The sequence below is a fragment of the Pseudomonas cavernae genome (assembly GCF_003595175.1).
GTDB classification, from domain to species: domain Bacteria; phylum Pseudomonadota; class Gammaproteobacteria; order Pseudomonadales; family Pseudomonadaceae; genus Aquipseudomonas; species Aquipseudomonas cavernae.
Genome location: NZ_CP032419.1, coordinates 207,647 through 228,758 on the forward strand (window position 1 = coordinate 207,647; position 21,112 = coordinate 228,758).

19 protein-coding genes are annotated in these 21,112 nt (G+C 65.0%); 11 read left to right on the forward strand and 8 right to left on the reverse strand.

Annotation, left to right across the window (positions count from 1 at the left end):
• Window positions 1–46 precede the first annotated feature (46 nt).
• The 3 genes from aguB to D3880_RS00960 all read right to left on the reverse strand — a co-directional run bounded on the left by aguB (window position 47) and on the right by D3880_RS00960 (window position 3,023).
• Window positions 47–928 (reverse strand): N-carbamoylputrescine amidase, encoded by an 882-nt coding sequence (gene aguB, locus D3880_RS00950; RefSeq protein WP_119891674.1) that lies wholly within the window; start codon window positions 926–928, stop codon window positions 47–49.
• 225 nt (window positions 929–1,153) lie between these two features.
• A complete protein-coding gene (locus D3880_RS00955) occupies window positions 1,154–1,795 on the reverse strand; it encodes a TetR/AcrR family transcriptional regulator (protein WP_119891675.1) in 642 nt (213 codons plus the stop codon).
• 154 nt (window positions 1,796–1,949) lie between these two features.
• Window positions 1,950–3,023, reverse strand: a complete 1,074-nt coding sequence (locus D3880_RS00960) for a polyamine ABC transporter substrate-binding protein (protein WP_119891676.1) — start codon at window positions 3,021–3,023, stop codon at window positions 1,950–1,952.
• Between D3880_RS00960 and D3880_RS22590 the strand changes: the two genes are divergently transcribed.
• Entirely contained in the window at window positions 3,022–3,165 is a 144-nt protein-coding gene (locus D3880_RS22590) for a hypothetical protein (protein ID WP_162934916.1), read from the forward strand. The genes D3880_RS00960 and D3880_RS22590 overlap by 2 nt on opposite strands.
• A 112-nt stretch (window positions 3,166–3,277) precedes the next feature.
• Here the strand turns inward: D3880_RS22590 and D3880_RS00965 are convergent, their stop codons facing one another.
• A complete protein-coding gene (locus D3880_RS00965; RefSeq protein ID WP_119891677.1) occupies window positions 3,278–4,654 on the reverse strand; it encodes a glutamine synthetase family protein in 1,377 nt (458 codons plus the stop codon).
• A gap of 276 nt (window positions 4,655–4,930) precedes the next feature.
• Here D3880_RS00965 and D3880_RS00970 point away from each other — a divergent pair, with 276 nt between their 5' ends.
• From D3880_RS00970 to D3880_RS01005, 8 genes are all read left to right on the forward strand, one after another.
• Window positions 4,931–5,683, forward strand: a complete 753-nt coding sequence (locus tag D3880_RS00970) for a gamma-glutamyl-gamma-aminobutyrate hydrolase family protein (protein WP_119891678.1) — start codon at window positions 4,931–4,933, stop codon at window positions 5,681–5,683.
• Window positions 5,684–5,724: 41 nt separating this feature from the next.
• A complete protein-coding gene (locus D3880_RS00975; RefSeq protein WP_119891679.1) occupies window positions 5,725–7,083 on the forward strand; it encodes a glutamine synthetase family protein in 1,359 nt (452 codons plus the stop codon).
• Between the two features lie 115 nt (window positions 7,084–7,198).
• Window positions 7,199–8,572: an aspartate aminotransferase family protein gene (locus tag D3880_RS00980; protein ID WP_119891680.1), complete on the forward strand. Its 1,374-nt coding sequence runs from the start codon at window positions 7,199–7,201 to the stop codon at window positions 8,570–8,572.
• A gap of 147 nt (window positions 8,573–8,719) precedes the next feature.
• Window positions 8,720–9,817, forward strand: coding sequence for a polyamine ABC transporter substrate-binding protein (locus D3880_RS00985; RefSeq protein WP_119891681.1), 1,098 nt, complete (start codon window positions 8,720–8,722; stop codon window positions 9,815–9,817).
• 224 nt (window positions 9,818–10,041) lie between these two features.
• Window positions 10,042–11,112 carry a polyamine ABC transporter substrate-binding protein gene (locus D3880_RS00990; protein ID WP_238474472.1) on the forward strand — a complete coding sequence of 357 codons (1,071 nt, stop codon included), beginning with the start codon at window positions 10,042–10,044 and terminating at the stop codon, window positions 11,110–11,112.
• A 66-nt stretch (window positions 11,113–11,178) separates the two neighbouring features.
• Window positions 11,179–12,321, forward strand: coding sequence for an ABC transporter ATP-binding protein (locus D3880_RS00995; RefSeq protein ID WP_119891683.1), 1,143 nt, complete (start codon window positions 11,179–11,181; stop codon window positions 12,319–12,321).
• A 23-nt stretch (window positions 12,322–12,344) separates the two neighbouring features.
• The gene (locus tag D3880_RS01000) at window positions 12,345–13,226 is read left to right on the forward strand and encodes an ABC transporter permease subunit (protein ID WP_162935035.1); all 882 of its coding nucleotides are present in this window, start codon (window positions 12,345–12,347) and stop codon (window positions 13,224–13,226) included.
• A gap of 73 nt (window positions 13,227–13,299) precedes the next feature.
• Window positions 13,300–14,181 (forward strand): ABC transporter permease subunit, encoded by an 882-nt coding sequence (locus tag D3880_RS01005; protein WP_119891685.1) that lies wholly within the window; start codon window positions 13,300–13,302, stop codon window positions 14,179–14,181.
• A gap of 220 nt (window positions 14,182–14,401) precedes the next feature.
• On the opposite strand, the gene D3880_RS01010 is transcribed toward D3880_RS01005, so the two are convergent.
• Window positions 14,402–16,792, reverse strand: coding sequence for a penicillin acylase family protein (locus D3880_RS01010; protein WP_119891686.1), 2,391 nt, complete (start codon window positions 16,790–16,792; stop codon window positions 14,402–14,404).
• A 116-nt stretch (window positions 16,793–16,908) separates the two neighbouring features.
• Between D3880_RS01010 and D3880_RS01015 the strand changes: the two genes are divergently transcribed.
• Window positions 16,909–17,949 (forward strand): AraC family transcriptional regulator, encoded by a 1,041-nt coding sequence (locus D3880_RS01015; protein WP_119891687.1) that lies wholly within the window; start codon window positions 16,909–16,911, stop codon window positions 17,947–17,949.
• Window positions 17,950–17,984: 35 nt separating this feature from the next.
• Here the strand turns inward: D3880_RS01015 and D3880_RS01020 are convergent, their stop codons facing one another.
• On the reverse strand, window positions 17,985–18,485 hold the full coding sequence (locus D3880_RS01020; RefSeq protein ID WP_119891688.1) for a transcriptional regulator: 501 nt from the start codon (window positions 18,483–18,485) through the stop codon (window positions 17,985–17,987).
• A gap of 80 nt (window positions 18,486–18,565) precedes the next feature.
• Window positions 18,566–19,141: a DUF6436 domain-containing protein gene (locus D3880_RS01025; RefSeq protein WP_119891689.1), complete on the reverse strand. Its 576-nt coding sequence runs from the start codon at window positions 19,139–19,141 to the stop codon at window positions 18,566–18,568.
• Window positions 19,142–19,251: 110 nt separating this feature from the next.
• Here D3880_RS01025 and bipL point away from each other — a divergent pair, with 110 nt between their 5' ends.
• Complete coding sequence (gene bipL / locus D3880_RS01030) at window positions 19,252–20,178, forward strand: phospholipase BipL (protein WP_119891690.1); 927 nt, start codon at window positions 19,252–19,254, stop codon at window positions 20,176–20,178.
• Between the two features lie 95 nt (window positions 20,179–20,273).
• Here the strand turns inward: bipL and D3880_RS01035 are convergent, their stop codons facing one another.
• Window positions 20,274–21,041, reverse strand: coding sequence for a DUF2059 domain-containing protein (locus tag D3880_RS01035; RefSeq protein WP_119891691.1), 768 nt, complete (start codon window positions 21,039–21,041; stop codon window positions 20,274–20,276).
• Window positions 21,042–21,112: the final 71 nt, after the last annotated feature.

The window sequence follows — 21,112 nt, forward strand, 5'->3', positions numbered from 1 at the left end:
GATGCGATGGGTATCGCTGCGCTCAACCCATCCTACGGCCGTGACCTCACTTCGACGGGTTTTCGCCGTCGAGGCTGGCAATCGGCCCGTAGAGGTTCGGCCGGCGGTCGCGGAACACGCCCCAGGCGCTGCGGACCTTCTCCAGTTCGTCGAGCTCGAAGCGCTGCACCAGCACGCCTTCCTCGGTTTCATTGAGCTCCTGCATTTTCGCCCCGAACTGGTCGGCGATGAACGACGAACCGTAGAAGGTGATGTGGTAGCCGTCCTGGTCTTCGCGGCCGATGCGGTTGCTGGCCACCAGCGGCATCAGGTTGGCGCCGGCGTGACCCTGCTGCACGCGCTGCCAGTGCTCGCGCGAGGTGATGGTCGGGTCATGCGGCTCGCTGCCGATGGCGGTCGGGTAGAACAGGATCTCGGCGCCGAGCAGGGCCATGCTGCGCGCGCACTCGGGGTACCACTGATCCCAGCAGATGCCCACGCCGATCTTGGCGTAGCGGGTGTCCCACACCTTGAAGCCGGTGTCGCCCGGGTTGAAGTAGTACTTCTCGTGGTAGCCGGGGCCGTCCGGAATATGGCTTTTCCGATAAATGCCGAGGTTGCGACCGTCGGCGTCGATGATCGCGATGCTGTTGAAGCGGGCACGGCCGGCGCGCTCGAAAAAGCTGATCGGCAGCACCACCTGCAGTTCCTTGGCAACTTTCTGGAAGTGCGCGATGGCCGGGTTCTCTTCCACCAGGGTGGCCAGCTGGGTGTAGTCGGCGTTGGGCTTCTGGCAGAAGTACGGGGTCTCGAACAGTTCCTGGATCAGGATGATCTGCGCGCCCTCGGCGGCGGCCTGGCGCACCAGTTTCTCGGCGGTGGCGATGTTGGCGTCGCGATCCCAGGAGCAGGCCATCTGGGTGGCGGCGACGGTAACGATGCGGGACATGAAACACCTCGTATGCATGAGAACCGTGGGGTCTTCTGAACCTAGCAGAGACCGGTGACAGCGCCGTGGCGCCCGACTGGCGGCGGCGGATGGTGATTTTATAGCCGATAAAAATCGGCTTTAGAAGCTGTTTTTATCTATCAACCACTAATGATCGATTTAAATACAGATAAATATCGACTTAGTTTCCATGGCGAAGCCTGCACCTACCCACGGTCCGCGCCGTTACGCCAGTGGCGCGCTTCTTTTCGGCAGGCAGGGCGGCAGGTACAGGCCCAGATAGGCATCGAACACGCGCATGCCTTCTTCGCCCAGGCGCGGGGTGATGACGCCGTGCAGCTGCACCGCGCGGGCGTAGACGCGATCGCCGAGCTCCATGGCCAGGGCGAACACGTCGATGTCCTCGGGCAGCGCCGGCAGCTGGAAGTGGCGGGCGAACAGCTCCTGCATCAGCTGGCCGAGCTCGATGTCGTGCTGACGGTCGGCCTGGGTCACCTCGGTGAGGCCGTGCTGGGCGAGGATCAGTTGGCGGGCGGCGGCGTCGGCGGCGTAGATCGCCAGCATGCGCTGCTCGACCAGACGCGACAGGTCGCGCCAGTCGCGCAGCGCGGCGTGTTCGACCGGCGCCTGCAGGCAGGCGCGGAAGGCGGCGTGGATGTCGGCGGTGAGTGCCTCGAGCAGGGCCGGCACGCTGGCGAAGAAGTGGTAGACCGAGGACGGCGGGATCTGCGCGCGCTCGGCCACGCTGTAGATCGACAGGCTGGCCACGCCCTGTTCGGCGAGCAGGGCGCGGGCCGCTGCGAGGATGCCGGCGATACGCGCCTGGCTGCTGGCGCGGGGCTTGCGGGCGGTAGCGGGGCGCGGCATGACGGTCACCTGTCCTTGAGAGCCGCTATTGGACGTCAGCCGGGGGCCGCGAGCAAGTCTGCCGTTGCGGCCGTCGCCCCTACCGGGCGGCGAACCCTGGGGCAAGCGGCTTGCCTGCCGCTTTGTCGCAGCCGGCGAGGCGCTACGCGGCGGCTCAACTGCCTTCGCGAAAACGCGCCCACACCTGGTCGCGGACCACTCGCTGCTTATCCGGCAGGGTTTCCAGGGCGAACAGGCGGCGCTTGGTGTCGCGGTCCGGATAGAGACCGGGCTGCTCACGCAGGGCCGGGTCGAGAAACGCCTTGGCGTCGGCATTGCCGCTCGGGTAGAGGGTTTCCTTGGTGATCAGCGCCGCCACTTTGGGTTGCATCAGGTAATCGATGAAACGGTGGGCGAGGTCGGCACGCTTGGCCGAGCGGGGAATCACCAGGTTGTCGATAAACACCGCCGAACCTTCCTGCGGTATCACGAAGCGCACCGGCTGGCCGGCCGCGGCGGCGGCCAGGGCGTCGCCGACCCAGGTAAGGGACAGGCACAGCTCGCCCTTGCTGAGGTCGGTTAACTGGCGCTGGCCGTCGACGTACCTGAGCTGCGGGCGCAGCTCATCGAGCACGCCGCCAGCCCGTTTGATCTGCCGCGGCGAGCTGTGGGCCAGGCTGCGGCCCTGGTAGTTCATGAGCACGGAGAGGACTTCGTCCCGGGCATCCAGAACGCTGATCCCGCAGCTGGCCAGGCGCTTGCTCTGCTCGGGGTCGAACAACAGGCTCCAGCTATCGGGGAGCGGGCCACCGAAGGCTTGTTCCGCCAGTTGGGTATTCACCGCCAGGCCGACGGCGCCCCACAGGTAGGGAATCGCATAGCGGTGCTGCGGATCGACCGCCGCGAGCTTGTTCAGCAGTTGCTTGTCCAGATGCGCGCGGTTGGGCAGTTTGGCCATCTCCAGCGGCTGCAGGCGCCCGGCTTTGATCAGGGCCGGCAGATCGCTGTGCGTGGGCACCGCGACGTCGATCGCCTCGCCGCTGGCCAGGATTTTCTCCAATTCTTCGGCGGAGCTGAAGGTGTGGTACTCGACGCGGATGCCGGTCTCCTTTTCGAAGTCCGTGAGCACCTGCGGGGCGATGTAGTCGGTCCAGTTGTAGACCCGAATCAGCTCCTCGGCATTGGCCGCCAACGGGCTGGCCAGTAGAGGAGTCAAGGCGAACAGCAGGGGGGCGAGAAAGCGGGACATGACGACCTTCCTTAAGTGTCAGTTCACAGCAGGTGCAGCACCACCCGGTGCTGCGGATGAGTTCCATCTATCCAAGCTGGGCGGCACCGTGCGGGCCTGGCGCTTGTTCGAGTTGCTGCACTTGCGTGGCGGCTGGCGCTAGCCGCGAGCCAGTCCTGAACCCTGACGGGGCCAAGGGTGTGGCGAATAATTCGGGCAGGCCCGACAAAACGACGCCGGCTCAAGGCCGGCGTCGGGTACTACCGTACTACACATTACACCGTGTGCAGATACCAGTTGTATTCCAGGTCCGAGATCGAGTGTTCGAACTCGGCCAGTTCGCTTTCCTTACAGGCGACGAAGATATCGATGTACTGCGGGTCGATATAGCGCGCCAGGACTTCGCTGTCGTCCAACTCGCGCAGGGCATCGCGCAGGTTGTTCGGCAGGCTCTGCTCCAGCTGCTCGTAGGAGTTGCCCTCGATCGGTTCTCCCGGCTCGACTTTGTTGGTCAGGCCGTGATGCACGCCGGCGAGGATCGCCGCCATCATCAGGTAGGGGTTGGCATCGGCACCGGCGACGCGGTGTTCGATGCGCACGTTGTCCGCGGTGCCGGTCGGCACGCGCAGGGCCACGGTGCGGTTGTCCAGGCCCCAGCTCGGCGCGTTCGGCACGTAGAACTGCGCACCGAAGCGGCGGTAGGAGTTGACGTTCGGGCAGATGAAGGCCATCGACGCCGGCATGGTCTCCAGCAGGCCGCCGAGAGCGTGGCGCAGCGGCGCGTGCTGCTCGGGGTCGTCACTGGCGAAGATGTTGTTGCCGTCCTTGTCGAGAATCGACACATGCACGTGCAGACCGTTGCCGGCCTGGCCCGGATAGGGCTTGGCCATGAAGGTGGTGTCCATCTCATGGTCGTAGGCGATGTTCTTCACCAGCCGCTTGAGCAGCAGCGCGTAGTCGCAGGCCTTGATCGGGTCGGCGACGTGATGCAGGTTGACCTCGAATTGCGCCGGGGCGCTTTCCTTGACGATGGCGTCGGCCGGAATGCCTTGCTCCTTGGCGCCTTCGAGGATGTCCTGCAGGCAGTCGGCGTATTCGTCGAGGTCATCGATCAGATACACCTGGGTCGACTGCGGACGCTTGCCGGAAATCGGCGATCGTGGCGGCTGCGGACGGCCGTTCACGTTTTCCTGGTCGATCAGGTAGAACTCTAGCTCGAAAGCCGCACAGATGGTCAGGCCCAGTTCGTCGAACTTCTGCACCACCCGGCGCAATACTTCCCGCGGGTCGGCGAAGAACGGCGCGCCTTCCAGCTCGTGCATGGTCATCAGCAGCTGCGCGGTCGGGCGCTTCTGCCAAGGCTCATTGCTCAGGGTATTGGGGATGGGGTAGCAGATACGGTCAGCGTCACCGATATCCAGACCCAGACCGGTGCTTTCCACCGTCGCGCCGTTGATATCCAGGGCAAACAAAGAGGCGGGGAGATTGATGCCTTTTTCGTAAACCTTGTGAAGGCTGGTGCGTTCGATGCGCTTGCCGCGCACCACGCCATTCATATCTGCAATCAGAAGGTCGACGAACAGGACCTCAGGATGTTCCTTAAGGAACGCGTTCGCTTCGTTAAGCTGAACGGCACGCGGGGGTACCGACATGATGCAACACCTTTATTGTTAAAAATATCAATCATTCGACTGATAGAGCTTGAGTCAATCCCAAACGGCATTGACTGTCAAGGGAGTGCCATTATGCCCTCAAACAGGGCCTTGCGGCCAGTTTTGGGGCGTTGCGGGGGGGTGAAAAGGCGCTCGCGGCCTTGCTCGGCGCGGTGTCCAGAGGGGTGTGTTTGATTTTTTACATAACTGTTGTGTAAAAAAATGAACAACGCTAAGCTCGGCCGAAACCCATAACAGCAATAAATCGGGTGTCTCATGGCTCGCCTGCCATTGATCGGCGTCATCGCTTGTACCAAGCAAATCGGTCCCCACTCCTGGCACATCGCCGGCGACAAATATGTCCGCGCGGTGGCCGTCGGTGCCGGGGGCGTGCCCCTGGTGATTCCGGCGCTGGGTGAGCTGATCGATCCGGCGGAGTTGCTGGCAAGTCTGGATGGCCTGCTGTTCCCCGGTTCGCCGTCGAATGTCGAACCGCACCTTTATAGTGGCCCGGCCAGCGCGCCCGGCACTCTCCATGATCCTGACCGTGACCGCACCACCCTGCCGCTGCTGCGCGCGGCGGTGGCCGCCGGTGTGCCGCTGCTCGGCATCTGCCGCGGCTTCCAGGAAATGAACGTGGCCTTTGGCGGCAGCCTGCACCAGAAGGTGCACGAGGTCGGGTCCTTCATGGACCATCGCGAGCCGGAGAACGAGCCGGTCGAAGTCCAGTACGCTCCACGCCACCCGCTGCAGGTGCAGCCGGGCGGTGTCCTCGCCGGCCTCGGCTTGCCGCGCGAGATTCAAGTCAATTCCATTCATGGCCAGGGCGTTGATCGTCTGGCGCCGGGCCTGCGTGTCGAAGCTCTGGCGCCCGACGGGCTGATCGAGGCGATCTCGGTCGAGGGAGCCAAGAGCTTTGCGCTCGGGGTGCAATGGCACCCCGAGTGGCAGGTGCGCGCGAATCCCGATTATCTCGCCATCTTCCAGGCCTTTGGTGAGGCTTGCAGGAAGAGGGCGGGGCAACGCTGAGCTCGGCTATAACAGTTGCAGCTCTCAACCCTGAGGTCTCTATGAGTACCAAACTCGACCAGCTCTCGAGCTGGCTGAAAGAACGCAAAATCACCGAAGTTGAATGTTTGATCAGCGACCTGACCGGCATCGCCCGCGGCAAGATCGCGCCGACCAACAAATTCCTCGACGAGAAAGGCATGCGCCTCCCCGAGAGCGTGCTGCTGCAGACCGTGACCGGCGACTACGTCGAGGATGACGTCTATTACGAGCTGCTCGACCCGGCGGACATCGACATGGTCTGCCGGCCGGACGAGAGCGCGGTGTTCCTCGTGCCCTGGGCCATCGAGCCGACGGCCATGGTGATCCACGACACCTTCGACAAGCTCGGCAACCCGATCGACCTGTCGCCGCGCAACATCCTCAAGAAGGTCCTGAAGATGTACGCCGACAAGGGCTGGAAGCCGATCGTCGCGCCGGAGATGGAGTTCTACCTGACCAAGCGCAGCGACGACCCCGACTATCCGCTGCAGGCGCCGATCGGCCGCTCCGGGCGCGCGGAGACTGGCCGCCAGTCGTTCTCCATCGACGCGGCGAACGAATTCGACCCGCTGTTCGAGGACATGTACGACTGGTGCGAGGCGCAGGAGCTGGATCTCGATACGCTGATCCACGAGGAGGGTCCGGCGCAGATGGAGATCAACTTCCGCCACGGCGAAGCCCTGCACCTGGCCGACCAGATCACCGTGTTCAAGCGCACCATGCGCGAGGCGGCGCTCAAGCACAACGTGGCGGCGACCTTCATGGCCAAGCCGATCACCGATGAGCCGGGCAGCGCCATGCACCTGCACCAGAGCGTGGTCGACCTGGAGACCGGCAAGAACATCTTCTCCAACGACGATGGCTCGATGAGCGAGCTGTTCCTCAACCATATCGGCGGCCTGCAGAAGTTCATCCCCGAAGTGCTGCCGCTGTTCGCGCCCAACGTCAACTCGTTCCGCCGTTTCCTGCCGGATACCTCGGCGCCGGTGAACGTCGAGTGGGGCGAGGAAAACCGTACCGTCGGCCTGCGCGTGCCGGACTCCAATCCGCAGAACCGGCGGGTGGAGAACCGTCTGGCCGGCGCCGACGCCAACCCCTACCTGGCGATCGCCGCCAGCCTGCTGTGCGGTTACATCGGCATGGTCGACGGCCTGAAGCCGAGCGCCCAGGTCAAGGGCCGCGCCTATGAGCGGCGCAACCTGCGGCTGCCGTTGACCATCGAGGATGCCCTCGAGCGCATGGGCAACTGCAAGGCGCTGGAGAAATATCTCGGTCAGCGCTTCATCGACGCCTACGTCGCGGTGAAGCGTGCCGAGCACGAGAACTACAAGCGGGTGATCAGCTCCTGGGAGCGTGAGTTCCTGTTGTTCTCGGTCTGATCGATCGCGCCTCTCGCGCTGTTGGCGAGAGGCGCCGGATAGCCCGGGGCGGATGCGTCCGCCCCAACCTGAGTTTCGGTCCGCCGCGACGGGCCACATTGCCAAGAGGTGAGTAATGAGCAGCCAAGTGACCAACCCGCAAACCCGTATATGGCAGGAGCTGAGCCATCAGCATCACCTGGCGCCGTTCAGCGACTATAAGCAGCTGAGCGAGAAGGGCCCGCGCATCATCACCAAGGCCGAAGGCGTGTACCTGTGGGACAGCGAGGGTAACAAGATCCTCGACGGCATGGCCGGTCTGTGGTGCGTGGCGATCGGCTACGGCCGCGAGGAGTTGGTCGAGGCGGCCAGCCAGCAGATGCGCCAGCTGCCGTTCTACAACACCTTCTTCCAGACCGCGCACCCGCCGGTGCTGGAACTGGCCAAGGCGATTGCCGATGTCGCCCCGGCCGGCATGAACCACGTGTTTTTCACCGGCTCCGGCTCGGAAGGCAACGACACCATGCTGCGCATGGTCCGCCATTATTGGGCGCTGAAGGGCAAGCCGCAGAAGAAGGTGATCATCAGCCGCATCAACGGCTACCACGGCTCCACCGTCGCCGGCGCCAGCCTCGGCGGCATGAAGTACATGCACGAGCAGGGCGACCTGCCGATCCCGGGCATTGTGCATATCCCGCAGCCATACTGGTTCGGCGAAGGCGGCGACATGAGCCCCGAGGAGTTTGGTATCTGGGCCGCCGACCAACTGGAGAAGAAGATTCTCGAAGTCGGCGAAGAGAATGTCGGCGCCTTCATCGCCGAGCCGGTGCAGGGCGCTGGCGGCGTGGTCATTGCGCCGGACAGCTACTGGCCGCGGATCCGCGAGATCCTCGCCAAGTACGATATTTTGTTCGTCGCCGACGAAGTGATCTGCGGTTTCGGCCGCACCGGCGAATGGTTCGGCAGCGACTACTATGGCAATAGCCCGGATCTGATGACCATCGCCAAAGGCCTGACTTCCGGCTACGTGCCCATGGGCGGCCTGCTGGTCAGCGACAAGGTCTTCGCGGTGATCAACGAGGGCGGTGACTTCAACCACGGCTTCACCTATTCCGGGCACCCGGTGGCGGCTGCCGTGGCGCTGGAAAACATCCGCATCCTGCGCGAAGAAAAGATCGTCGAGAAGGTCAAGGCAGAAACGGCACCATACTTGCAAAAGCGTTTGCGTGAGCTGGCCGACCACCCCTTGGTGGGCGAAGTCCGTGGTCTGGGCATGCTCGGGGCGATCGAACTGGTGAAAAACAAGCAGACCCGCGAACGTTACCCCGCGGAGACTTCGGTCGGCATGGTCTGCCGTGGTCACTGCTTCGACAACGGCCTGATCATGCGTGCCGTTGGCGACACTATGATCATTGCGCCGCCGCTGGTGATCAGCCACGCGGAGATCGACGAACTGGTGACCAAGGCACGTCTGTGCCTCGACCTCACTGCGAGGGATGTTCAGGCCTAAGTGACGGGGCGTGTTCAACGGCTGCGCAAATGTTGTAAACACGCCTCCGACCTTGCCAGACTGCGCCAGTGCGTTGGCCAGGCTCACCGGGTGGTGACACCAACGGTTAACGCCGCCCGGATACTTCAAACAACAGGAGCTGTACGCATGAAAAAATTCGGCAAGTCGCTTCTCGCGCTGTCCCTGATGGGTGCCATGGCGGGGGCGGTCCAGGCGGACGATAAAGTCCTGCACGTGTACAACTGGTCCGACTACATCGCCGCCGACACCGTGGCGAAGTTCGAGAAAGAATCGGGCATCAAGGTCGTCTACGACGTCTTCGACAGCAACGAAACCCTGGAAGCCAAACTGCTGGCCGGCAAGGCGGGCTACGACATCGTCGTGCCGTCGAACAACTTCCTCGCCAAGCAGATCAAGGCCAAGGTCTACCAGCCGCTGGACAAGAGCAAGCTGCCGAACTGGAAGAACCTCGACCCCAACCTGCTGAAGACCGTGGAAGTCAGCGATCCAGGCAACCAGTACGCGTTCCCCTACATGTGGGGCTCGATCGGTATCGGCTACAACCCGGACAAGGTCAAGGCCGCGCTGGGTGACAACGCGCCGGTGAACTCCTGGGATCTGCTGTTCAAGCCGGAGAACATCGAGAAGCTGAAGTCCTGCGGCGTGTCCTTCCTCGACTCGCCGACCGAGATCCTGCCGGCGGCCCTGCACTACCTGGGCTACAGCCCGCTGAGCCAGGATCCGAAGGAGCTGAAGGCGGCCGAAGAGCTGTTCCTCAAGATTCGTCCGTACGTCACCTACTTCCACTCCTCCAAGTACATCTCCGACCTCGCCAACGGCAACCTCTGCGTGGCGGTGGGCTACTCGGGTGACGTCTACCAGGCCAAGTCGCGTGCCGAGGAAGCCAAGGGTGGGGTGACCGTCGCCTACAACATTCCCAAGGAAGGCGCCGGGACCTTCTTCGACATGGTCGCGATTCCAGCCGACGCGGCAAACCCCGCGGGCGCCTACGCCTTCATGAACTTCCTGATGAAGCCGGAAATCATGGCCGAGATCACCAACGAGGTGCAGTTCCCCAACGGCAACGCCGCGGCCACCCCGCTGGTGAATGAGGCGATCCGTCAGGACCCGGGCGTCTACCCGACTCCGGACACCATGAAGAAGCTGTATGCCTTCCCGGATCTACCGGCCAAGGTGCAGCGCGCCATGACCCGCAGCTGGACCAAGATCAAGTCCGGCAAGTAAGCCAACGACACCTTCCGGCGGGTGCTCCCGCCGGAGGCCCGCCAGGAGCGTGTTGCATGGTTGAGCCATTCCCAACCTGCTTCGGTGTTTGCGCTGCCGCTCCTTCGCGGGCGGCGCGGGCGGTGGACTGTGGCCTGTCGCTGACACCGGCGGACTGTCGTGAGACGGTCGCAACCACTAACAAGAATGAGGGCTGATATGTGCGAATTCCCTTCCGTAAAACCCTGATCGGCGCCTTGGCGACGCTGAGTCTGAGCGCTGGCGCCCATGCCGAATCGACCGTGCATGTCTACAACTGGTCGGACTACATCGGTGAAACCACCCTCGCCGACTTCGAGAAGGAAACCGGGATCAAGCCGGTCTACGACGTCTTCGACTCCAACGAGACCCTCGAAGGCAAGTTGCTGGCCGGGCGTTCCGGCTACGACATCGTGGTGCCGTCGAACCACTTCCTCGGCAAGCTGGCCAAGGCCGGGGCGTTCCAGAAACTCGACAAGAGCCAACTGCCGAACTGGAGCAACCTCGACCCGGCGCTGCTCAAGCAGCTCGAGGTCAACGACCCGGGCAATGAATATTCGGTGCCCTACCTGTGGGGCACCAACGGCATCGGCTACAACGTTGAGAAGGTCAAGGCCGCGCTCGGCACCGACAAGATCGACTCCTGGGCGATCCTGTTCGAACCGGAGAACCTGAAGAAGCTCAGCCAGTGCGGCGTCTCCTTCATGGATTCACCCGACGAGTTGTTCCCGGCCGTGCTCAACTACCTGGGCCTGGATCCCAGGAGCACCAACCCGGCGGATTACCAGAAGGCCGAGGCCAAGCTATTGGCCGTGCGTCCCTACGTCACCTACTTCCACTCGTCCAAATACATCACCGACCTGGCCAACGGCGACATCTGCGTCGCCTTCGGCTACTCCGGCGACGTGTTCCAGGCCGCCAGCCGTGCCGAAGAGGCGGGCAAGGGCGTGAAGGTTGATTACGTGATCCCGAAAGAAGGCGGCAACCTGTGGTTCGACATGATGGCCATTCCGGCCGACGCGACGAACGCCAAGCAAGCGCATGCTTTCATCAACTACCTGCTCAAACCCGAGGTGATCGCCAAAGTCAGCGATTACGTCGGTTACGCCAACCCGAACCCCAAGTCGCTGGCGCTGCTGGACGAGTCCGTCCGGAGCAATCCGGCCGTGTACCCCAGCAAAGAGGTGCTGGCCAAGCTCTACGTATCGGCCGAGTTGCCGCCGAAAGTGCAACGCCTGATGACCCGTAGCTGGACCAAGATCAAGTCCGGCAAGTAATCCGCTGTAGATATCCAAGCATGCCCGGCCGCCGTGGCCGGGCCTCAATGAGTTGGGAGTTGTGGTATGGCAATAGCCTCCGGTGCCTACAAGAAAGCCCTTGAGGGCGGCCAGCAAGCGAAAGAAGTGCTGGTAAAAATCGACCGGGTCAGCAAGCAGTTCGACGAGACCCTGGCCGTCGACAACGTGTCGCTGACCATCAACAAAGGCGAGATCTTCGCCCTGCTCGGCGGCTCGGGTTCGGGCAAGTCGACCCTGCTGCGCATGCTGGCCGGTTTCGAGCGGCCGAGCGAGGGCCGCATCTTCCTCGATGGTCAGGACATCTCCAACATGCCGCCCTACGAGCGGCCGATCAACATGATGTTCCAGTCCTACGCGCTGTTCCCGCACATGAGCGTGGCCGACAACATTGCCTTCGGCCTCAAGCAGGACAAGATGGCCAAGGAGGAGGTCGATGCGCGGGTGGCGGAAATGCTCAAGCTGGTGCAGATGAGCCAGTACGCCAGGCGCAAGCCGCACCAGCTGTCCGGTGGTCAGCGTCAGCGCGTGGCCCTGGCGCGCTCGCTGGCGAAGAGCCCGAAGCTGCTGCTGCTCGATGAGCCGATGGGCGCGTTGGACAAGAAGCTGCGCTCGCAGATGCAGTTGGAGCTAGTGGAGATCATCGAGCGGGTCGGCGTGACCTGCGTGATGGTGACCCACGACCAGGAAGAGGCCATGACCATGGCCCAGCGCATCGCCATCATGCACCTCGGCTGCATCGAGCAGATCGGCAGTCCGGTGGACATCTACGAAACCCCGATCAGCCGCCAGGTCTGCGAATTCATCGGCAACGTCAACCTGTTCGACGGTCAGATCGTCGAAGACGCCGAAGGCCATGCGCTGATCGATTGCCCGGTGCTGGAGCGCAATATTTACGTCGGCCACGGCGTGACGACCGCCGCCCAGGACAAGCACATCACCTACGCCATCCGCCCGGAGAAGCTGCTGGTCACCACCGAGCAGCCGGCCAGCGAATACAACTGGTCGCGCGGCACCGTGCACGACATCGCCTACCTCGGCGGCCATTCGGTGTTCTACGTCAAGCTGCCGAGCGGCACCATCGTCCAGTCCTTCGTCGCCAACGCCGAACGCCGCGGCACGCGCCCGACCTGGAATGACGAAGTGTTCGTCTGGTGGGAAGACGACAGCGGGGTCGCGCTGCGCTCATGAACATTTCCAGTCTCAAGAAACGCCTGCCCAGCGGCCGGCATACCGTGATCGGCGTGCCATTCGCCTGGCTGTTCCTGTTCTTCCTGCTGCCGTTCCTAATCGTGCTGAAGATCAGTTTCGCCGAGGCCGACGTGGCGATCCCGCCCTACACGGAGATCTACACCTGGGCGGAGAACCAGGTGCAGGTCATCCTCAACCTCAACAACTACCTGATCCTCAACGAGGACGAGCTGTACCTGGCGGCCTACCTCGGCTCGCTGAAGATAGCCTTCTTCAGCACCCTGCTGTGCCTGCTGATCGGCTACCCGATGGCCTACGCCATTGCCCGCGCCAGCAAGGAAATGCAGACCACCCTGCTGCTGCTGATCATGATGCCGACCTGGACCGCGATCCTGATCCGCGTTTATGCCTGGATGGGCATCCTCAGCAACAACGGCCTGCTCAACGGCTTCCTGATGGACATGGGCCTGATCGCCGCGCCGCTGCAGATCCTCAACACCAACCTGGCGGTGTACATCGGCATCGTCTACTCGTACCTGCCGTTCATGGTCCTGCCGCTCTACGCCAACCTGGTCAAGCACGACCAGAGCCTGCTGGAGGCCGCTGCCGACCTCGGCTCGAGCACCTTCAACAGCTTCTGGAAGATCACCGTGCCGCTGTCGAAGAACGGCATCATTGCCGGCAGCATGCTGGTGTTCATCCCGGTGGTCGGCGAGTTCGTCATCCCGGAACTGCTCGGCGGCCCGGAAACCCTGATGATCGGCAAGGTGCTCTGGCAGGAGTTCTTCAACAACCGCGACTGGCCGGTGGCCTCCGCCCTGGCGGTGGTGATGCTGCTGGTCCTGATCGTGCCGATCATTCTGTTCAACCGTAACCAGGCGAAGGAATTGGAGGGCAAGGTATGAACAAGCTCACTTCGATCGTGCCGTCCGCTTGCCTGTTCAACCCTAATCAAGCCCAAGCACTGGAGGGCAAGGTATGAAGCGCTTCAGTTTCTCGAGGCTGATGCTGTGGCTCGGCCTGACGTTCATCTACGCGCCGATGGTCATCCTGGTGATCTACTCGTTCAACGCCTCCAAGCTGGTGACGGTGTGGGGCGGCTGGTCGGTGAAGTGGTACGTCGGCCTGCTCGACAACAGCCAGCTGATGGGCTCGGTGCTGCGCTCGCTGGAGATCGCCTGCTACACCGCGATTGCCGCGGTGGCGCTGGGCACCCTGGCGGCCTTCGTGCTGACCCGCATCCCGCGCTTCAAGGGCCGCACCCTGTTCGGCGGCATGGTCACCGCGCCGCTGGTGATGCCCGAGGTGATCACCGGTCTGTCGCTGCTGCTGCTGTTCGTGGCCATGGCCCAGCTGATCGGCTGGCCGGCCGAGCGCGGCATCGTCACCATCTGGATCGCCCACACCACCTTCTGCACCGCCTATGTGGCGGTGGTGGTGTCGGCGCGCCTGCGCGAGCTGGACTTGTCGATCGAGGAAGCGGCCATGGACCTCGGCGCCAAGCCGTGGAAGGTGTTCTTCCTGATCACTATCCCGATGATCGCGCCGTCGCTGGCCGCCGGGGCGATGATGTCGTTCGCCCTGTCGCTCGACGACCTGGTGCTCGCCAGCTTCGTCTCCGGCCCCGGCTCGACCACCCTGCCGATGGAGGTGTTCTCCGCGGTGCGCCTCGGCGTGAAGCCGGAGATCAACGCCATCGCCAGCCTGATCCTGCTGGTGGTGTCGCTGTTCACCTTCCTCGCCTGGTTCTTCACCCGGCGTGCCGAGGAACGCCGCAAGCGGGCGATCCAGCAGGCGATGGAGACCATGGCGGAAGAGGCCTCGGCATCCGCCTGGAAGCCGGTGGCTCAGGCGGCCTGAGGCGCCAAGCCGTGACACCAACGGGCCCTGCGGGGCCCGTTGTTTTTTGTGGAGAGTGGTGGTGGGCCCGGAAGTCGGGACAACTCGTAGGATGGGTTGAGCGCAGCGATACCCATCGGCATCGGTTCGATGGGTATCGTCGCTACGCTCCTCAACCCATCCTACGGTCTCCCAGTCACCCCACCCAACGGGCCCGCGGGGCCCGTTGGGTGCCGCGCGCCTATCGCGCTGATGCCGGCACCAGGGTCAGGCTGCTCTGGGTGTTGGCCTTCACATCCTCATCGCTGTAGTGCTGCGGCAGGTACTGGCCCTGGATGTAGGCCTCGGCCTGGTCGGCATAGTGCGCATCGAACGGCACGCCGCTCTGCCCGACCGGGTTGATGCCAAGGCTGTGCTCGGGGTCGGCCAGGTCGATCAGGCGCCGTGTCGAGGGGCCGTAGACCACCTGCCAGGGCGTCGGGCCGACCCGGTGCGAGAGGTTGTTCGGCACCTCGTGGCCGCCCGGCGCGGCGAACGGGCCGACGTTGAACAGCTTGTCGAGCGGCTGCTGCTGACCCAGCGGATGGCCGTGGGTGAGGGTATGCGCGCTGCCCCAGGCCCACTTGCTCGGGTCATCGCCGAGCGTGCTTTTGAGATGCGCCAGGGCCGCCTGCCAGGCGGCCTTGACCGTCTCGGCACGGCTCTCCTTGGCCTCAGTGCCACGGTCGTCCCACCAGGGCGAGGCGGCGTCGGCGGCCAGGCGCGGCAGCGCGGTGTCGAGCACGCGGGTAGACAGCAGGTTGTCGAAGAAGGCGTCGCCGAGCTCATCGTGCATGGCCGCAGCGGCCAGCTGGAAGGTCAGCTGGTTGAACAGCGGCGCGATGCTCGAGTCGAGCTGATGGTCGCCGTTCCAGCTGGCCAGCTGCTCGACCAGGGCGCGCTCGCCGTCGTCCGCCGCGGCGCCACGCAGGTCGGCGAGCAGCGGCTGGAGCAGGCGCTGCGGGTAGCCGGTGGCGGTTTCCAGCTGCAGCGCCTGGCTGTTCTGCAGGTCCCACTTCACGTCGCTCTGTGCCAGGCGGTCGTTGAGGCGCTGACCGCGGTCGGCCAGGTTGTAGTAGCCGGGGACCGCCACGCCGGTCGGTGACAGCGGCTGGTAGTTGGCCGACACGATGTAGCCGCGCGCCGGATTCTCCTCCTGCGGGTTGGCGGTGAACGGCAGGTAGCCGGGTTTGTCCGCCTCGTGGCTGCTGCCGTCGAGGATGAAGCTCGGGTTCACCCCGGCCGGGCGCTGCGGCAGCTTGGCCGCGGCCCACCAGCCGATGTCGCCAGCAGCGTTGGCCCAGACGATGTTGAGGCCCGGCGCGTGGATCTTCGCCGTGGCGTCGCGCGCCTTACTCAGGGTGTCGGCGCGGTTGAGCTGGTAGAAGGCGTCGAGGATTGGGTTCTCGGTCTCGAGGAACGCCCACCACATGGCAATCGGCGTCTGGCCGGCAGCGGCGCCGAGCGCGTCGTTGACGATCGGCCCGTGTGGCGAGCGGCGCAGGGTCAGGGTGACCGGCGCGCCGTCCTTGACCCGGATGGTCTCCTCGCGGCTCTGCAGGTCGGCCCACTGGCCGTTGGCCCAGACCTGATTGGGGTTGTCCGGATTGACCTTCTCGGCGATCAGGTCGAGGTCGTCATTCTGGAACATGGTCAGGCTCCAGGCGAACTGGCGGTTGTGACCGAGCGAGGCGTAGGGGTTGAGCGCCTGGTGGTGGCCGTACAGCTCGAAGCCGGGCGCGCTCAGTTGCGCCTCGTACCACACCGCCGGCACCGCGAAGCGGATGTGCGGGTCGCCGGCCAGCAGCGGCTTGCCGCTCTTGGTGTGGCTGCCGGCCACCGCCCAGGCGTTGCTGCCCTCGAACTGCGGCAGGCCGGCCTCGACCAGCGCCTGCTGGCTGAGGCGGGCGAGGGCGTTGAGGTCCTGCCAGTCGCCGGCGGCCAGCGTCGGAGTCTGGATCACCCCGGCGGAGTGCCAGGCGAGGTCGAAGACCTTCAGGTAGTCGCCGCCGAGCTGGTCGCGCATATGGCTCAGCACCGGCTCGGTGCGGAACGCGGCGGCGAAGCTATAGGCCATGTAGCCGGCGACGCTAACGGTGTCCTCGAGGGTGAATGGACGCTTGTCGATGCCCAGCAGGTCGAACTCCACCGGCGCCGGACGGCTGTCCTGGTACTGGTTGATGCCGTCCAGATAGGCCTGCAGTGCCTGCACCGCCGGGCTGTTCGCGTCGAGGGTTTTGGCGTACTGGTCGGCATGCGCGCGGATGCCGAGGGTGCGGAACAGGCGGTCGGTATCGACCAGCTTGGCGCCCAGCACTTCGGCCAGCTCGCCGCGCGCCAGGCGGCGCAGCATTTCCATCTGGAACAGGCGGTCCTGGGCGTGCACATAGCCGAGCGCGCGGTACATGTCGGCCTCGTTCTGCGCCTGGATGTGCGGCACGCCACGTTCGTCGTAGCGCACGCTGACCGGCGCCTGCAGATGGGCGAGGGCCAGCTCGCCGCTGCGTTGCGGCTGTTTGCTGTGCAGGTACCAGGTGGCGCCGGCAGCCACCGCCGCGACGGCGATGGCCAGGACAGTCAGGCTGCGTTTCATGGACGGACAACTCCTTTTGGTTCTTGTAGTGACCGGATTTTCCGGTGTCGGCCGCCGCTCGGCATTGACTGAACACCTCAGGCCTGCAAGTCTTCGGTCAATTTCTCGGAGTCGTCATGTCCAGTTCCTTCGATCCGCTCCCGGGTGACTCGCCGCTCACCCACTCGGCGACCCTGCGCCGTCTGTTGTACGAGGCGCTGGCCGAACTGCGCCTCGACCCCACCGAGATCTACCGGCGCATCTATCAGCACCGCCGCATCGCCGTGTCGCCCATCGACGAGCGCCTCGAGCACGACAGCGCGCCACTGTTCTGGCAGGCCCTGCCGGAGATCAGCGGCGATGCCGACATCGGTCTGCACCTGGGCGAGGCGATGAAGCCGCGTCTGCTCGACGTGGTCGGCTACCTGTTGCTGGCCAGCCGCGACTTGCGCCAGGCGGTCGACAGCTTCGTGCGCTTCCAGCACATCGTCTCCGGCGGCCTGGTCGCCCAGTTGCAGGTCACCGGTGACGAAGCGTGCCTGGTGATCGATCTCAACTACCTCGGCGTCGCCTCGTTGCGCCAGCAGATGGAATGCGTGGCGCTGCTGACCCTCAAGCTGCTGGCCTTCGTCAGCGACGACGAATTCCGCCTCACGGGCCTGCACTTTCGCCATGCCCAGCCGCGCCAGTTGCGCGAGCACCGCCGTCTGTTCGGTCTGCAGCCGGAGTTCGGCCAGCCCCACGACGCTCTGCTGTTCCCCGCGGCGCTGTTGCAGCGGCCGTCGCGCACCGCCAATCCGGGCCTGCACGCGCTGCTCAGCGAACACGCGCAGCGCCAGCTCGACGGCTTGGTGGAGAACCAGTTGCTCAATCGCCTGCGCTATCTGCTCGGCGTGCGCCTGGGTGGCGGCGATTGCACCTTGGCCGCCTGTGCCCGCGAGCTCGGCCTGTCGGTGGGCATGCTGCAGCGCGCCCTGGCGGCGCAGGGTTACAGCCTGCGTCAGGTGCGCGAGGCGGTGCGCCGCGATCGGGCGACCGAGTTGCTGCGCGGCGGCGGCTCGATTCGCGAGGTGGCGCGCGCCTGCGGCTTCGCCGAGCTGTCGCCGTTCTACCGGGCGTTCCGGCGCTGGCACGGCGAGACGCCGGAGCAGCATCGCCTGCGCGTGCGCGAGGCGTAACAGGGCCGCGCCCGGGGCGGGCGCGGCGTGGCGGCTTATTCGACCAGCGGGACTTCGCGGGTGTTGGCCAGCAGGCTGATGGCGTCGAGCTGATCCTCGATCTGCAGCCAGCGCAGCGAGCGCTTCGACGAGACTTCCTTGGCCACGCGCTGGGCGTACTTCTCCTTCAGCTCCTGACGGTCTTCCTGCAGGTCGAGCAGCTGCTCCTGCAGCTTGGCCGCGGTGGCATCGTCGATGGAGTTGGCGTTGTAGGCCTTGGCGTAATCGAGCAACAGGGCGATGGCGCCCTTGCTCAGCTTGTCGGCCTCGGTGCGGTAGCTGTTGTACACCGGCCAGAAGGCTTCGCCTTCCTTGGCATCCAGGACCATGGCGGCCTCGACGATCTGCTTGCGCTTGTAGTCGATGTCGGCGATCTGGTTCTGGATCGAGGATTTGTACTCTTTCATGATCTGCTGGGTGGACGCGGCATCGCCGGCGACGGCGAACAACGGCAGGGCGGTGCTGACGAGCAGGGCGAGGGCGGAAGCTTTGAACATGGCAACTCCTTGAGGCTAACGAGATCCGTCTTGGATCAAGCGAGGAGTCTAGACCGCTTTGTTCAGGCTGCCAGGCAACCTTAGTCGGGGGGCGCCCAGTTGCAAAAGCAGCCGACCGCCAGGGTATTGCTGGCGTTGACCGCGCGGCCGGCGGCGAGCGCTTCGAGAGTCGGCTCGATGAAACTGTTGCTCGAGGTGCAGGTGGCGCCCTCGCTGTAGGGGCCGAAATAGGCCAGGCGGCCCTGCTGGTCCCAGATGCCCACCGCCGGGCTGGCCGGCAACTGTGCACTGCCGGGCAGCGCCGGCAGCGCCTCGATGGCGCTTAGGGTCGGCGGCAACTGGCCGCGGCTGCCGGCTTTCTGCACCGCGTAGAACCTCACCCCCTGCGGCACGAAACGCGCCAGCAACTCGGCTAGGTGCTGCTGGTTGCCGACGTTGCAGGGGCAGGCCGGGTCCCAGAAATGCACCACGCGAATCGGCCCGGGTCCGGCCAGTTCGGCCGGCAGGCGCAGCTGGGCGCCGCTGAACAGCGCGGTCTGGGTGCCGAACGGTCGCACATAGCGGCCCTCGAACCACCAGAAGGCGACGAGCATGGCGAGCAGCCAGACCACGGCGAGCAGGCCGGCGAACAGGGTTTTGCGGCGGGGCAGGGGCATGTTGGGTCGGTCGAATGAAGGGCGCATAGCTTGCCATGCCGCGTGCGCCAGCTGAATATCGGCAGCCGCCCGCCAGTCAGTGCCCCGATAGAGCTTCTATGGAAGATCCCATGCCTGAGCGTTTCCAGCCCGAATTGCTGCGTTCCCATCTGCACACCCTGGTGGAGCCCGCACTCGAGCCACCGCAGTTGGTCGCCTACCGGGCCTTCTACGGTCTGGAGTTCGCCGGCGCGCACGGCCGCATGGGGCTGTTCCCGGCGGCTGGCTACCAGATCGTCGCCCAGGCCTGGTGGCCCGCGCAGCCGCGCGGCACGCTGCTGCTGCAGCACGGCTACTACGACCATGTCGGTCTGTACCGCCATCTGATCGGTTGGGCGCTGGAGCGGGGCTTCGCCGTGCTCGCCTGCGATCTGCCCGGCCACGGCCTGTCCAGCGGTGCGCGCGCCAGCATCGACGATTTCGCCGAGTACCAAACGGTGCTCGCCGGGCTGTTCGAGCAGTCGGCGGCGCTGGGCCTGCCGACGCCCTGGCACCTGTGCGGGCAGAGCACCGGCGGGGCGATCCTGATCGACTACCTGCTGCGCGGCGAGGTGCGCGAGGAAGTGGCCGAGACGCTGTTGCTGGCGCCGCTGGTACGGCCGCGCGCCTGGTGCTGGTCGAAGTTCAGCTATCGGCTGCTCAAGCCCTTCGTCGCCAGCATCCCGCGGCGCTTCAGCGCCAACTCCAACGATGCGGAATTTCTCGAGTTCATTCAGCGTGACCCGTTGCAGCCGCTGACCCTGCCGACCGCCTGGGTCGGCGCGCTGGCGCACTGGGTGCCCTATATCGAGGCGGCGCCGCCCAGCGGCCGGCGGCCGCTGATCGTCCAGGGCGAGGCCGACGAGACGGTGGACTGGCGGCACAATCTCGACGTGCTGGAGGACAAGTTCGCCGGCCCCGAGCTGCTGCTGCTGCCCGAGGCGCGCCATCATCTGGTCAATGAAAGCGCGCCGTTGCGCCGGTGCTACCTGGACTTCCTGCGCGAACGCCTGGCGTAGGGTGGGTTGAGCTCCGCGATCCCCATGGTTGCCGGCCGCTACGCCACTTGCTGAGTATCGCTGCGCTCAACGCCAGCCTACGGACGCGTCGACCGTCAGATGCTCGGCTGCGCCGGCGCCAGATTGGCGCTGCTCTGGCCCACCGCCAGGCCGGCGCGTATGGCCGCCAGGGCGGCCTGATAGTAGGCCTTGCCTTCGGCGGATTCGGCGAAGGTGGCGAACTCTTCCAGTTCCGGATCGGACAGCTCGCGATAGACGTGCAGCAGGGTATTGTCCAGGTCGGCGCCGATCTGCTCCATCAGCCGCTGGCGCTGGCTCTCCAGCAGGCCCTGGGCCTGAGCGCCGCCGAGCAGGCCGGGCATCATCTGGCTGAGGCTGTCGGCGGCGACGCCGGCCAGCGCCAGGCTGACCTCGGCGCCGGCTTCCTTGGCCGGCAGGGCCCGGGACAGGTGATTGATCAGCAGGCGCCGGGTGGCGTCGGCTTGGATCTTCGGCAGGCCATTGGCGTTCTGCAGCAGCTGTTCTTTGCTGGTGGCCTTGACCTCGGCGGCGACTATCTTGCGTCCCAGCGGCGACTGGAAGAACTGCAGGGCCGGGCGCGGGTCGCCGAGCTGCTGGCGCAGCATGGCCTGGGCGCGTTGGTCCATGGCCTGGGCGGCGAAGCGCTGGTTGCTGTTGTCGACCAGGGCCTGGTATACCGCCGGCGGCAGCGTGCTGCGGTAGCGCTGCTGGGCGGCCTGCAGGGCGGCGCTGAAGTGCGCGCGCTGCTGCGGCCAGCCGGCCACCTGATAGAGCTGGGAATGATCGTCGGCCAGGCTGGGCAGACTGAGCAGCAACAACACACAAGCGAGAAGGGCACGCATTAGGGACTCCTGTCGGGCAGGGGGCTATTTTCAGCGGCAGCACTGCGGCTTGTCGAGGCGCATGCGTGGCG